The sequence below is a fragment of the Streptomyces sp. NBC_01497 genome, from assembly GCF_036250695.1.
Lineage (GTDB): Bacteria > Actinomycetota > Actinomycetes > Streptomycetales > Streptomycetaceae > Streptomyces.
Genome location: NZ_CP109427.1, coordinates 5,026,902 through 5,040,384, shown reverse-complemented (window position 1 = coordinate 5,040,384; position 13,483 = coordinate 5,026,902). Strand labels below are relative to the sequence as shown.

Sequence of the window (13,483 nt, the reverse complement as noted above, 5' to 3'; positions counted from 1 at the left end):
ACGCAGGCCGCCCCGGTGGCCCGGGGACGGGCCGGGTGAACGGTGCGGCGCGTTCCGCGCCCGGGCCGCACCGGCGCGGCTCAGCCCTGGCCGGTGCCGCCCTGCGGATCAACAACAGTGTCCGGACCAGGCGTCATGATGGTCTCGTGTCCGTCGTCCGACCGCACGCGGTACGGAGGTCCGCCGTCGGATCCCAGTACCTCGACGACTTCCACCATGTGATCGGGCTTGCCCACGGTACGACCATGAACCACGAGGCGGTCTCCCACTCTGGCGCGCATCGCACAGGCTCCTCTCTCGGGACGGACGGTCGCGATCCCCGACCGCGACGAGTCAACGAGTCAATGTCTCCTCCGGACACGAGCCTTCCTCGACGATCCTTCGGAGGATTGAGAGACTTCGGAGAACACGCCGAGCCGGCGGCGGCAGCCAGCCGGACGCGGGGACGGGTCGCGGGGACGGGTCGCGGGGAACGAAGCGGCGCCCGGCCGTACGGGAGTTCCGTACGGCCGGGCGCCGTCGTGCGGGTCGGACGGGTGCTCAGCCGGTGTTGCGCAGGCCCGCGGCCACGCCGTTGACCGTCAGGAGCAGCGCCCTGGCGAGCAGCGGGTCGGGGGCCTCCTCGGCCGCGGCGGCCTTGCGCTGGCGGGCCAGCAGGGCGACCTGGAGGTAGGAGATCGGGTCCAGGTAGGCGTCGCGGATACCGAACGTCTGCTGGAGGACCTGGTTGGAGTCGAGGAGCTTCTCGCCGCCGGTGATGCGGAGGATCTCCTGGACGGTGAGGGCGTGTTCGGTCTCGATGTCCCCGAAGACGTGCTTCAGGTGGTCCGGGACGAGGGTGTCGACGTAGTGGCGCGCGATCCGCAGGTCGGTCTTGGCGAGCGTCATCTCGACGTTCGCGATGAAGTTGCGGAAGAAGTGCCACTGCTCGTACATCTCGTCCAGGACGGAGTCGAGTCCGGCCTCGCGCAGCGCCTTGAGGCCGGCCCCGACGCCGTACCAGCCGGGCACGATCTGCCGGGACTGGGTCCAGCCGAAGACCCACGGGATGGCGCGCAGGCCGTCGAGTCCGGCGCCCGAGTCGGGGCGGCGGGAGGGCCTGGAGCCGAGGTGGAGGTCGGCGAGCTGGTCGACGGGGGTGGAGGCGAAGAAGTACGCGGGCAGGTCGGGGTCCTCGACGAGGTGCCGGTACGCGGAGTGCGCGGCGTCGGAGACGGTGTCCATGGCCGCGTCCCAGCGGGCGAGCGCCTCGGAGGACTGGCGGGGCGCGGTGTGCAGCGCGGACGCCTGCAGGGTGGCGGCGACGGTCAGTTCGAGGTTCTCCCGGGCGAGGGAGGGGATGAGGTACTTGTCGGAGATGACCTCGCCCTGCTCGGTCACCTTGATCTCGCCCTCCAGCGTGCCCCAGGGCTGCGAGAGGATCGCGTCGTGCGAGGGGCCGCCGCCGCGGCCGACGGTGCCGCCGCGGCCGTGGAAGAGGCGCAGGCGCACGCCGTGCCGGTGGGCGACGTCGCGCAGTCGGCGCTGGGCCCGGTGGATCTCCCACTGGGACGTGGTGATGCCGCCGAACTTGGACGAGTCTGAGTAGCCGAGCATGACCTCCTGGACCTCGCCGCGCAGCGAGACGAGACGGCGGTAGGAGGGGTCGGAGAGCATGTCGTCGAGGATGACGTCGGCGGCGCGCAGTTCGTCGGTGGTCTCCAGGAGCGGCACGATGCCGATCTTGGCCCAGCCGCCGTGCAGGTCGAGCAGGCCCGCCTCGCGGGCGAGGACGGCGGCGGCGAAGACGTCGTCGGCGCCCTGGCACATCGAGATGATGTAGGACTCGATGACTTCGGGGCCGAAGCGCTCGAAGGCCTGCTGGATGGTGTGGAAGACACCGAGGGTCTTGGTGCCTGCCGCGTCGAGCGGGGCGGGGCGCGGGGCGAGGGGCCGGCGGGAGCGGAGCTCCTTGGCGAGGAGCTTCTGCCGGTTCTCGCGGGGCATGTCGGCGTACCGCCAGGACTCCTCGCCCAGCCGGTCGAACAGCTGGCCGAGGGCGTGGTGGTGGGCGTCTGCGTGCTCGCGTACGTCCATGGTGGCGAGCTGGAGGCCGAACGCGGCGAGGGTGCGGATGGTGCGGTCCATGCGGCCGTCCGCGAAGAGGCCGCCGCGGTACTCCCGCAGCGACGTCTGGATCAGCGTGAGGTCACTGAGCAGTTCGGCGGTGCCGAGGTAGTCGCGGCCGGGCTCGTGCGGGGTGTTCCTGGCGAGGCGCTCGCGGGTGTTGACGAGCTTCTGCCGGATGCAGGTGGCCTTGAGCCGGTAGGGCTCCTCGGCGTTGAGCCGCTTGTAGCGGGGGCTGATCTCCGGGAGGCGCTGGAGGTCGGTGGCGAGGGAGTCGAGGAGTTCCTCGGTCGCGCCGGTGTAGCGGATGGAGTTGGACAGCTGCCCGCGCAGCGTGTCGACCATCTCCAGCGCGTCGGTGATGCCGTGCTCGTGCTGCAGGATCAGGACTTCGCGGGTGACGTCGGGGGTGACGTTGGGGTTGCCGTCGCGGTCGCCGCCGATCCACGTGCCGAAGGTGAGGGGGCGGGTGCCGTGCGGCATTTCGACGCCGACGCGTTCGAGTTCGGCGGTGAGGTCTTCCAGGACGTCGCCGACGGCGCCCGCGTGCAGCTCGTCCAGGTAGTAGATCGCGTTGCGGGCCTCGTCGGCGGGCTCGGGCCGTACGACGCGGAGTTCGTCGGTCTGCCAGATCAGGTCGATGGACTCGGCGAGGCGGAGGTCGTGGCGGCGCCGGTCCGACGGGTTGACCGGGGTCTCCAGCAGTTCCGCGATGCGGCGGAGCTTGTTGAGGACGGAGCGGCGGGCGGCCTCGGTGGGGTGCGCGGTGAAGACGGGGCGCACGTTGAGGTTGCGCACGGTCTCGCGCAGGTGCTCCGGATCGGCGTCCTTCAGGCGGTCCGCCGTACGGGCGAGGAGCCCGCCCTCGGCGGCGCGGCGATCGCGCATTTCGCGGCCGCGGTGGACCTGCTCGGTGACATTGGCGAGGTGGAAGTACGTGGAGAACGCGCGGACCAGCTTGGCCGCGGTGTTCAGGTCGGTCTCTCCGAGGAGCGCGGCTGCTGCCTCGCCGTCCTCGCGGGTGAGGGCGCGGACACGCTCGACGAGGTCGAGGAGATCCTGCCCTTCTTGTCGTACGAGTGTCTCGCCCAGCAGGTCGCCGAGGCGGCGGATGTCGGAGCGCAGCTCGGCGCTCGACGTGGTACTGGCGTTCGCGCTGGTCTGGGCGGGCTGGCTCGGGGTCTGGTCGGCACTGCTCACAGGTGCGGCTCCTTGCAGTGTTTGAGCACGTCTGGAGGTTTCTGGAGGCTTCAGACCGCCTGCCGGTCGTCGCGGGGCAGCCGGTCGTGCGGACCGCGCTGTCCGACGGCACAAGGATAGGTGCCCTTCCCCCGACGTTATCCACAGCCCTCTTGTCGCGACGTTGCTCGCTGCCATACTGACGATGCCGTAGGTTACGCACCCGTATCCGGGCAACTGCCGTATTTCTCACCCCAGGGGATCCCCCATGACCACAAGCCCCGACGTGATCGAAGACTCCTCCCGCAACCCCGCGCCGTCCGACGGCGCCCCGCCCGGCTCCGCCACGCTCGGCGGTGACAAGAAGCGTTCCATCGAGCAGTTCGCTCTGCTGCTTTTCATCTTCGTGCCGTTCGTGGCGCTGGCCGGCGCGATTCCGCTGGCCTGGCGGTGGGGCGGCATCAGCTGGCTCGACGTGGGCCTGATGGTCGCCATGTACTTCATCGGATGCCACGGCATCACGATCGGCTTCCACCGCTATTTCACCCATGGCGCCTTCAAGGCGAAACGTCCACTGCGCATCGCGCTCGCCGTCATGGGCTCGATGGCGGTGGAGGGCCCGGTCGTGCGCTGGGTCGCCGACCACCGCAAGCACCACAGGTTCTCCGACGCCGACGGGGACCCCCACTCCCCGTGGCGGTTCGGCGAGAGCCTGCCCGCCCTGATGAAGGGTCTGTGGTGGGCGCACATCGGCTGGCTCTTCGACGAGGAGCAGACACCACAGCAGAAGTACGCGCCCGACCTGATCAAGGACTCCGCCATTCGGATGGTCTCGAAGCAGTTCGCGCTGTGGACGCTGGTGTCGCTGCTGGTGCCGCCGCTGGTCGGCGGCCTGGCCACGATGTCGTGGACGGGCGCCTTCACGGCCTTCTTCTGGGGGTCGCTGGTCCGGGTGGCGCTGCTGCACCACGTCACGTGGTCGATCAACTCGATCTGCCACGCGGTCGGCAAGCGCCCGTTCATGTCGCGGGACCGCAGTGGCAACGTGTGGTGGCTGGCGGTCCTGTCGTGCGGCGAGTCGTGGCACAACCTGCACCACGCCGATCCGACGTGCGCGCGGCACGGGGTGCTGCGCGGGCAGATCGACTCCAGCGCGCGGCTGATCCGCTGGTTCGAGCGGATCGGCTGGGCGCACGACGTGCGGTGGCCGAGCGCGGAGCGGATCAGCGCGAAGCGGGTGGCCGCGACCACGAACGCTCTCTGAGCGCCGCCCCGGGCCGGGGGCGCCGCCGCACGGCGCGCCGTCGGCCCGGGTCCGGCGCGGGCCCGGGGCGAGCGTCGGGCCGGGTCCGGCGGCGGCCCGGGTCCCGCGGCGCGCCGGGTCCTGCGGCAGGCCGGGGGTGCTTCCACGCCAGGTCGGCGCTCAGGACGATGGGGCATGATGGCGCTCGTGGCGACCGACACGAGTTCGAACAGCGCGAGTGGGAGCGGCAAAGCCGGCCGGCCCGCCCAGGGCAGGCGCGCGCGCCGGGTCCGGATGACCGGGGCGGAGCGTCGTCAGCAGCTGCTCGACATCGGCCGCACCCTTTTCGCGGAGAAGGGGTTCGAGAGCACGTCGGTGGAGGAGATCGCGGCCAAGGCCGGGGTGTCCAAGCCGGTGGTGTACGAACACTTCGGTGGCAAGGAAGGGCTGTACGCGGTCGTCGTGGACCGTGAGATGCGCCAGCTGCTCGACATGGTGACGGGCGCGCTGACCGCGGGCCATCCGCGGGAGCTGCTGGAGCAGGCGGCGTTCGCGCTCCTCGACTACATCGAGGTGTACACCGACGGCTTCCGCATCCTGGTGCGGGATTCGCCCGTGGCCCAGTCGACGGGCACGTTCGCGTCGCTGATCAGCGATATCGCGACGCAGGTCGAGGACATCCTCGGCCTGGAGTTCAAGGCCCGCGGCTTCGACCCGAAACTCGCCCCGCTGTACGCGCAGGCGCTGGTGGGCATGGTCGCGCTGACCGGCCAGTGGTGGGTGGACGCCCGCCGCCCGAAGAAGGCCGAGGTGGCCGCGCACCTGGTCAACCTGGCCTGGCACGGGCTGGGCAACCTGGAGGCCAAGCCGCGGATGATAGGCCACCGGAAGGTCTGACGCCGGCGCCGTGAGGCAGGTTTCGATCACTCGCAGCGACGATGGCGTCCACGTCCGCGTCCACGAATTCGACGTACCCGCCGGCGGGTACGGCCTCACCGGCATCCACCACCATCGTTGAAGGTCGCCGTGCCGTTCGACATCGACGTCACCGTGCCGTTCGACATCGCCGGTCCACCTCTCGCCGGACGCGCCGCGGACGCGCCGCGGACGCGCCGCGGACGCGCCTCACCCGCCAGATGCGTACGGCTCCAGGATCTCCAGGCGGTTGCCCACCGGGTCGTGGGTGTGGAAGCGCCGGTGGCCGGGGAGGGCGTCGTCCCAGGTGATGTCGGCGCCGTGCGCGGCCAAGCGGGCGGCGAGGGTGTCGATGTCCGCCACCCGCAGGCCGGGATGGGCCTTGCGGGCGGGCCGGAAGTCCTCCTCGACACCCAGATGGAGGCGGATGCCGCCGGACCGGAACCAGCAGCCGCCGCGGTCCGCGAGGGCCGGGGGCTTCGCCTCCTCCTCCATCCCCAGCACGCCCCCGTAGTACGCGCGGAGCGCGTCCTCGGCGCCCGGGGGCGCGGCGAGCTGCACGTGGTCGAGGGCGATGAGCATCAGGCGGGGCGCCGGGCCACGGCGAAGAGGCGGCGGAAGGGGAAGACGGTGCCGTGCGGGGTGGGCGGGTACGCCTCCCGCAGCGCCGCGCGGTACTCGGCGGTGAACGCGGCGACGGCGTCCTCGTCGTCGCCGAGCTCCGTGAGGACCGGCCGCAGCGCGGTGCCCTTGACCCAGTCCAGGACGGGGTCCTCGCCGTGGAGCACCTGGAGGTAGGTGGTCTCCCAGACGTCGGCCTCGCAGCCGAGGCCGAGGAGCGTCGTGAGGTACTCGGCGGGTTCCAGGACGGGCGAGAGGCGCAGCCGGCCGTCGAGCCGGTCGCGCCAGCGCGGAGAGGCCGCGAGTTCCCCGAGGATCCGGTGGCTCGGCGCGGTGAAGTTGCCGGGGACCTGGAAGGCGAAGGTGCCGCCGGGCGCGAGGCCGTCCAGCCAGACGGGGAAGGCCTTGACGTGGTCGGGGACCCACTGGAGGGCCGCGTTGGAGACGATGAGGCCGTACATCTCGTCCGGCACCCAGGTCGCCGCGTCGGCCTCCTGGAAGTCCATCGAGCCGCCGCCGGGCGTGGGGCCCTCGTAGGCGGTGCGGGCCTGGTCGAGCATGGCCTGCGAGGTGTCGAAGCCGGTGACGTGGGCGGCGGGCCAGCGCTCGGTGAGCAGCGCCGTGACGTTGCCGGGTCCGCAGCCGATGTCGGCGACGCGGAGGTTACCGGCCGGTGCGGGCGGGTCCTGGACGCGGGCGAGGAGGTCGAGGAACGGGCGTGCGCGGTGGTCGGCGTGCCGCAGGTACTGGTCGGGGTCCCAGGCGGGCCGGGGGTGCTGTGCGGGCATGCGGGTGCCTTTCGTACGGGGCCGGCTCCATGGCCGGGCCGGGCCGGGGCCGGCGTTCGGCAGGGGCCGGCGGCCGGCGCGGGCCCGGTGGCCGGGCGCGGGCAGTGGGCTGCGGCCGGGACACGGTGGAGCGGGTCCTGGCGCGGCACCAGACTGCACCCACAACTATCTTGACGTCAAGAGACTTCATGTCGAGGGACCAACTACACTGATCGTCATGGAGGACGAGGTCGATCGACTGGTCGCGGCATGGCGCCGAGAGCGCCCCGACCTCGACGTGGAACCGCTTGAGGTGCTCAGCCGCGTGTCCAGGCTGGCCCGGCACCTCGACCGCGCGCGGCGGCTCGCGTTCACCGAGCACAGCCTGGAGCCGTGGGAATTCGACGTCCTGACGTCCCTGCGCCGCGCGGGCGCCCCCTACCAGCTCTCCCCCGGCCAGCTCCTCACCCAGACGCTCGTCACCTCGGGCACCATGACCAACCGCATCGACAGGCTCACGAAGAAGGGCCTCGTCGAGCGGCTGCCCGACCCGAGCGACCGGCGGGGCGTACTGGTCCGGCTCACCCCCGAGGGCCAGGACCGCGCGGACCAGGCGCTCGCGGGACTGCTCGACCAGGAGCGCGCACTCCTGTCCGAGCTGTCCCGCGCGCAGCGTGGCGAACTGGCCGGGCTGCTACGCCAGCTGACCGCCCCGTTCGACAACGTCCCCGGCGCCGGCTAGCTCCGCGGGCCCCACTCCGGCCCGGCGCGCCAGCGCCACGGCGGCCAGTGTGGAGTGCACACCGAGCTTGCCCAGCACGTTCTGCATGTGCGTGCGGACGGTGTGCGGCGACAGGAACAGCCGCTCGGCGACGGCCTTGCGGCCGAGCCCCGCGACCATGCACCGCAACACCTCGCGCTCGCGCGGTGTCAGCGACTCGACCAGCCGCTCGCTCTCCGTACGGTGCTTGCGCGCGGCCGTCAGCTCCCTGAGGACCCCGGTGAGCAGCGCGGGCGGCAGGTGCGTCTCGTCCCGCAGGACGCCCCTGATCACGGCGAGCAGCCGCTGCAGCGAGCAGTCCTTCGCGACCCAGCCGGACGCGCCCGCCTGCAGCGCGAGTGCCGCGCGGCGGGGGTCGTCCCGCTCGGCGAGGACGACCGTACGCACCGACGGCTGGCTCGTACGGACGCCCGCGACGAGCGACAGGCCGTCCACGAAGACCAGTTCGCCCCCCGGCTCCGCGGCGGGCGCCGCGGACAGGGTGGCGGCCGTGCCCGCGACGGCCATCGCCGACGCGGCGTGCGCGGCCTGCGCGGTGCGCGCGGTGGCCGTGGCGTGGTCTCCCGCGCCGACCGCTCCCACCGACGGCGACGCCGGGGCACCCGCGGGGGCCATGGAGGCGGGCACCGGCCCGCCGTGACCACGGCCGGCGGACGCCTGACCGGTCCTGACACCGGCTGACACCCCCGGCACACCGCTCATACCCGCCACACCCGGCATCCCGTGCGCGCCCGGGGCGCCGGACGACGCGCGGGCCCGCACTCCGGCGAGCGCGCCTGGTCCTGACTGCGCCAGGGCGGCGACCGTGCGGCCGGGCGCGGCGGCGGTGGTGCCGAGATCGGCGTCCACCAGCATCACGTCGAAGCGGCGGCCCTCGGCCGCCGCTCGTTCCAGGCAACGCAACGCGGCCGGGCCGCTGCCCGCCGCCGCCACGTCCACATCGGGCTCGGCCGCCAGGGCGGCGGCGAGCGATTCGGCAAAGATCCTGTGGTCGTCTACCACCAGAACCCGGATTCTGACCATGTAAGGACACCCCCAGAAGGTGGGGAGCGAAGCCGACGACGCGAGGCCCGGCGCGCGGATCGGACGGTCCCCGGCCCGGCCGTCGCCGTCCGGGACCGCCGACCCCGCCCCGGGCGTCGCGCCCGACCGGTTTCACCCCTGCTGCGCACCGGCCCCCACCGGCGCTGAGGATCAGGTTACGGGTGAGGGCCCTAAGCGGAAGGGAAAACGCAGAACTGGCCGACTCCTGTGCTTACTGTGGGGCGCATGTTCCGTATGGAGACCGGGGTCGACAAGGAGCGGCACGTGCTGCTCGGGGAACGCCTGCGCGAGACCAACACCCAACGCTCACCCACGCTCCGGGCGCTGCGCGGGACGCCCTCCGAGGACGAACTCCCGCTGCACATCTGGCTGGTGGAGGAGACCACGGGCCTGCTCGCGGGCGGGCTGAGCGGCCGGACCTGGGCGCGCTGGCTGCACGTGGACCTGTTGTGGGTCGAGGGCCGCCATCGCGGAGCCCGGCTCGGGACCCGTCTGCTGGCGGAAGCGGAACGTCTCGCGCGGGACGAACGGGGGTGTGCGCGCTGCCGGTTGGAGACCTGGGACTTCCAGGCCCCGGGCTTCTACGTCAAGCAGGGGTACGAGGTGGTGGCGGCGATCGAGGACTACCCGCCGGGCGTAACGGAATACACGCTGGTGAAGCGCCTGACCGGCTGACCGGCGCGGTGGCTCGGCCGCCTGGTCCGCGGGCCACGCGCCAGGACGGGCCGCGAGGGCGCCGGGACAGGCCACAAGGGTGCGGTGGTCGGTGGCGCGGCGGCACGGTGGTCGGTGGCGCGGCGGCACGGTTGTCGGCGGCGCGCTCCGGACATCCGCCGGCGGACATCGCCGGGGCCGCGTCCTGGACGACGGTCGCCTCGACCCGCGGGGCCCGAAGGCCGGGGCCGACCGCGTCGACCGGGGACGGCGGCCGCCACCGGCAGCACCTCGTCCAGGCCGTACACCCGCGTCCCGCCTGGTACTTCCCCGGATCCGGCGATCCGGGGCCGGGGTTCGCCCCGGGGTCCGACCCGGAGGTCCGACCCGGAGGTCCCGGCGCGCCCGGCCCGTGTCAGGGCCGGGCGCGCCGCCGCCTCACCGCTGCGTGCGGCCCGGCCGGGGTTCCTGCCCGGGGGAGGCGCCCCGTCGCCTACTCACGCGACGCCGATCCAGGCGTCCGGCCCGAAAGCGCCCTTGATGTCGGAGGCGACCGACGTGGGGTCGACCGTGTAGCCGAGTTCGTACAGGACGGTCTTCTGCGGAGCCTGGACTCGCATCCGGACGGGACTGTCGCCCCGGTGCGCGGTCAGGATGCGCTTGAGCTCCGCGATCGACGGCTCACTGATCTTGTGGGACTGGAACGCCAGCACCACGGGCGGTTTGCCGCCGCTCTCCGCCGAGGACACGTCGAGTACTTCCAGTTCCTGGCCGAAGAGGCTGATGGCGCCGTCCCGGTCGTTGAGGCGTCCCGAGACCGTGACGACCGAGTCCGGGATCAGTGCGTGCTGGACGAGCTGGTAGGAGGCCGGGAAGAACAGGACCTCCATCTCCCCGTCACGGTCGGCGAGGTTCACCAGCGCCCAGGCGTTGCCCTGCTTGGTCATCTTGCGTTCGACGTTGGTGATCAGCCCCGCCAGCTTCACCACGCCCTCGGACCGGCCAGAGCCGAGGAGCTCGGGGATCGTGACGTCCCGGTGCCGCGACAGGATGTGGTCGGTGCCGTCCAGCGGGTGCGCCGACACGTAGAGGCCGAGCATCTCCCGTTCCGTCGCGAGGAGCTGCTTGCGCGGCCACTCACTGGGGTTGATGGCGAAGTCGAGGCCGAAGGCGGGGGCCCCGGCCGTGTCGTCACCGCCGAGCCCGGCGAACAGGTCGTCCTGCCCGAAGGCGGCGGCCTTCTTCACGGGGATGACCGAGTCGATCGCGTCCTCATGGATCGCGGACAGGCCCTTGCGGGGGCTGCCGAGCGAGTCGAAGGCGCCGGCCTTGATCAGGGACTCGACCGCGCGCTTGTTCAGCGCGGGCACCTCGGCCTTGTCGAGGAAGTCGGCGAACGAGGTGAACTTGCCCTTGGACTTGCGGGTCGCGACGAGCGACTCGATCACGCCTTCCCCGACGTTGCGGACGGAGCGCAGGCCGAAGCGGACGTTCTCGCCGATGGCGGTGAAGTCCGCGACGGACTCGTTGATGTCGGGCTGCAGCACCTGGACACCGAGCTTGCGGGCATCGGCGAGATACAGGCCGGCCTTGTCCTTGTCGTCACCCACCGAGGTCAGCAGAGCCGCCATGTACTCCGCGGGGAAGTTCGCCTTCAGGTAGGCGGTCCAGAAGCTGACGAGGCCGTAGCCGGCCGTGTGGGACTTGTTGAACGCGTACCCCGAGAAGGGGAGCATGACGTCCCACAGGGCCTTGATGGACTCCTCGGAGTAGCCGTTGTCCCGCATGCCGTCGTGGAACTTCTCCCACTCCGCGGCCAGCACCTCGGGCTTCTTCTTGCCCATCGCCCGGCGCAGCAGGTCGGCGCCGCCGAGGGTGTACCCCGCGAGCTGCCGTGCGATCGCCATGATCTGCTCTTGGTAGATGAGCAGGTGGAACGTGTTGCCGAGGATCGGCTCCAGGGCCTCGCGCAGCTCGGGGTGGATCGGCTGGATCTCCTGGCGGCCGGTCTTGCGGTGCGCGTAGTTCGTGTGCGCGTTCGCCGCCATCGGACCCGGCCGGTACAGGGCGAGGGCCGCCGCGATGTCCTCGAACCGGGTCGGTTCCATCAGCTTCAGCAGGGTGCGCATGCCCGCGCCGTCGAGCTGGAACACACCGAAGGTGTCGCCGCGCGCCAGGAGCTGGTACGTGACCGCGTCGTCGAGCGGGATCGGTGTGGCGTCGTCCCCCGGGTCGGGGACGGTGCAGATGTTGATCCCGCGGTTCTCGCGGATGTTGTGGATCGCCTGGTCGATGACGCCGAGGTTGCGAAGCCCCAGGAAGTCCATCTTGACCAGCCCCATGTTCTCGCAACTGGGGTAGTCGAAACCGGTGATCTTGACGCCGTCCTTGGCCCGCATGTGCAGCGGGATGCGGTCGGTGAGCTTCGTCTTCGACAGGATCACCGCGGCGGCGTGCACGCCGGTGTTGCGGATCAGGCCCTCGACGCCCTTGGCGCCCTCGACGACCTTCCGCACGTCGGGCTCGCCCTCGTACAGGGCCCGGATCTCGCCGGCCTCGCCGTAGCGCGGGTGCGAGGGGTCGAAGATCCCGTTGATGGGGATGCTCTTGCCCATCACGTCCGGCGGAAGCGCCTTGGTGATCCGCTCACCGTGCGAGAAGGGGTAGCCGAGGAGGCGGCTGGTGTCCTTGATCGCGTTCTTGGCCTTGAGCTTGCCGAAGGTGTTGACCAGGGCGGTGTACTCGTCGCCGTACTTCTCCACGACGTAGCGGACCATGGCGTCGCGCTGCCGGTCGTCGAAGTCGAGGTCGACGTCGGGCGGGTTGATGCGCTCCGGGTTGAGGAACCGCTCGAACAGGAGACCGTGCTCCAGGGGGCACAGTTCGGTGATGCGGGTGGCGTAGGCGACGATCGACCCGGTGGCCGAACCACGGCCAGGACCGACGGGGATCTTGCTCTCCCGGGCATGGCGGCAGATGTCCGCCACGACGAGGAAGTACGACGAGAAGCCCATGGGCCCGATGACCGTCATCTCGGTCTCGAAGCGCTCCAGCACCTCTTGCGGGATGGGGTCGCCGTAGCGGACGGCGAGACCCTTCATGACCTCCTTGCGCAGCCACGACTCCTGGTTCTCGCCCTCCGGCACGTCCGGGTACTGCGGCATCTCGTCGTTGTGGTCGAAGACTTCCTTGTACGACCCGATGCGCTCGGCGATGAGGAGCGTGTTGTCGCAGGCCTCGGGGAGCTCGGAGAACAGCTCCCGCATCTCCCGCGCGGTCTTGAGGTAATAGCCGGTGCCGTTGAACTTGAAGCGGCCCGGGTGGTCCTTGTTCTTCCCGACGCCGATGCAGAGCAGGTTGTCGTGCGCGTCCGCGTGCTCCTCCAGGACGTAGTGCGCGTCGTTGGTGGCGAGGAGCGGGATCTTCAGCTCCTTCGCCAGGCGCAGAAGATCGTCGCGGACGTTGCGCTCCAGGTCGAGGCCGTGGTCCATCAGCTCAAGGAAGTAGTTCTCCTTGCCCAGGATGTCCTGGTAGGCGGACGCGGTCTTCACCGCCTCGTCGTACTGGCCGAGGCGCAGACGGGTCTGGATCGCGCCGGAGGGGCATCCGGTCGTGCCGATGATGCCCGCCGAGTGCTCACTGATGAGCTCCATGTCCATGCGGGCCTTGCCGGCGGGGAACTGTCCCGTATAGCTGGCCTCGGTCGAGAGGTAGAAGAGGTTCCGCAGGCCCTCGACGTTCTCGGCCCACATCGTCATGTGGGTGAACCGGCCGCCACCGGAGACGTCCTTCGACCCCTCACCGTCGTCCGACATCGCCCGTTGCCCGCCGGGCCCCCAGAACTCCTGCTTCCGGTTCCGCCGCGAGGACGGTGCCACATACGCCTCGATGCCGATGATCGGCTTGACGTCCGGGAAGCCCTGGGAGACCTGGTACAACTCGTAGGCCCCGAACATGTTGCCGTGGTCCGACATGGCGATGGCGGGCATCTCCTGCCGCGCCACTTCGTCGAACATCGGCTTGAGCCGCTGAGCCCCGTCGAGCATCGAGTACTCGGTGTGATTGTGCAGGTGAACAAAGCTTTTCGTCACCGGGCAGGCACCTCCCAGGCGTGTCGCAGAAGGCACCAACCCTATCCCTCAGCGCCTCCCGGCAGCGCCTTCCCCACGGGTA

10 protein-coding genes and 1 pseudogene are annotated in these 13,483 nt (G+C 71.2%); 4 read left to right on the top strand and 7 right to left on the bottom strand.

Translation table 11 applies throughout. The features are described 5' to 3' along the window. Positions 1-80: 80 nt before the first annotated feature. Both OG310_RS21280 and ppc read right to left on the bottom strand, forming a co-directional pair. A complete protein-coding gene (locus OG310_RS21280; protein WP_329457462.1) occupies positions 81-281 on the bottom strand; it encodes a DUF1918 domain-containing protein in 201 nt (66 codons plus the stop codon). 259 nt (positions 282-540) lie between these two features. After that, positions 541-3,306, bottom strand: a complete 2,766-nt coding sequence (gene ppc, locus OG310_RS21275) for a phosphoenolpyruvate carboxylase (protein ID WP_329457461.1) — start codon at positions 3,304-3,306, stop codon at positions 541-543. A 247-nt stretch (positions 3,307-3,553) separates the two neighbouring features. Here ppc and OG310_RS21270 point away from each other — a divergent pair, with 247 nt between their 5' ends. Next, the gene (locus tag OG310_RS21270; RefSeq protein ID WP_329457460.1) at positions 3,554-4,549 is read left to right on the top strand and encodes an acyl-CoA desaturase; all 996 of its coding nucleotides are present in this window, start codon (positions 3,554-3,556) and stop codon (positions 4,547-4,549) included. A gap of 177 nt (positions 4,550-4,726) precedes the next feature. After that, positions 4,727-5,425 (top strand): TetR family transcriptional regulator, encoded by a 699-nt coding sequence (locus tag OG310_RS21265; protein WP_443078879.1) that lies wholly within the window; start codon positions 4,727-4,729, stop codon positions 5,423-5,425. 228 nt (positions 5,426-5,653) lie between these two features. Here the strand turns inward: OG310_RS21265 and OG310_RS21260 are convergent, their stop codons facing one another. Further along, positions 5,654-6,025: a VOC family protein gene (locus tag OG310_RS21260; protein ID WP_329457458.1), complete on the bottom strand. Its 372-nt coding sequence runs from the start codon at positions 6,023-6,025 to the stop codon at positions 5,654-5,656. Continuing rightward, on the bottom strand, positions 6,025-6,852 hold the full coding sequence (locus OG310_RS21255; RefSeq protein ID WP_329457457.1) for a trans-aconitate 2-methyltransferase: 828 nt from the start codon (positions 6,850-6,852) through the stop codon (positions 6,025-6,027). Before OG310_RS21255 ends, OG310_RS21260 begins: the two co-directional genes overlap by 1 nt. Before the next feature lie 217 nt (positions 6,853-7,069). On the opposite strand from OG310_RS21255, the gene OG310_RS21250 reads away from it, so the two are divergent. Then, positions 7,070-7,573, top strand: coding sequence for a MarR family winged helix-turn-helix transcriptional regulator (locus OG310_RS21250; RefSeq protein ID WP_329457456.1), 504 nt, complete (start codon positions 7,070-7,072; stop codon positions 7,571-7,573). On the opposite strand, the gene OG310_RS21245 is transcribed toward OG310_RS21250, so the two are convergent. Both OG310_RS21245 and OG310_RS21240 read right to left on the bottom strand, forming a co-directional pair. Further along, positions 7,526-8,227, bottom strand: a complete 702-nt coding sequence (locus OG310_RS21245; RefSeq protein WP_443078878.1) for a LuxR C-terminal-related transcriptional regulator — start codon at positions 8,225-8,227, stop codon at positions 7,526-7,528. The genes OG310_RS21250 and OG310_RS21245 overlap by 48 nt on opposite strands. A 191-nt stretch (positions 8,228-8,418) precedes the next feature. Continuing rightward, a pseudogene (locus OG310_RS21240) lies at positions 8,419-8,635 on the bottom strand (DNA-binding response regulator); the annotation flags it as partial. Positions 8,636-8,881: 246 nt separating this feature from the next. Here OG310_RS21240 and OG310_RS21235 point away from each other — a divergent pair. Then, positions 8,882-9,331 carry a GNAT family N-acetyltransferase gene (locus OG310_RS21235; RefSeq protein ID WP_329457455.1) on the top strand — a complete coding sequence of 150 codons (450 nt, stop codon included), beginning with the start codon at positions 8,882-8,884 and terminating at the stop codon, positions 9,329-9,331. A 476-nt stretch (positions 9,332-9,807) separates the two neighbouring features. On the opposite strand, the gene dnaE is transcribed toward OG310_RS21235, so the two are convergent. Continuing rightward, positions 9,808-13,401 (bottom strand): DNA polymerase III subunit alpha, encoded by a 3,594-nt coding sequence (dnaE, locus tag OG310_RS21230; protein WP_329457454.1) that lies wholly within the window; start codon positions 13,399-13,401, stop codon positions 9,808-9,810. Between the last annotated feature and the right edge of the window lie 82 nt (positions 13,402-13,483).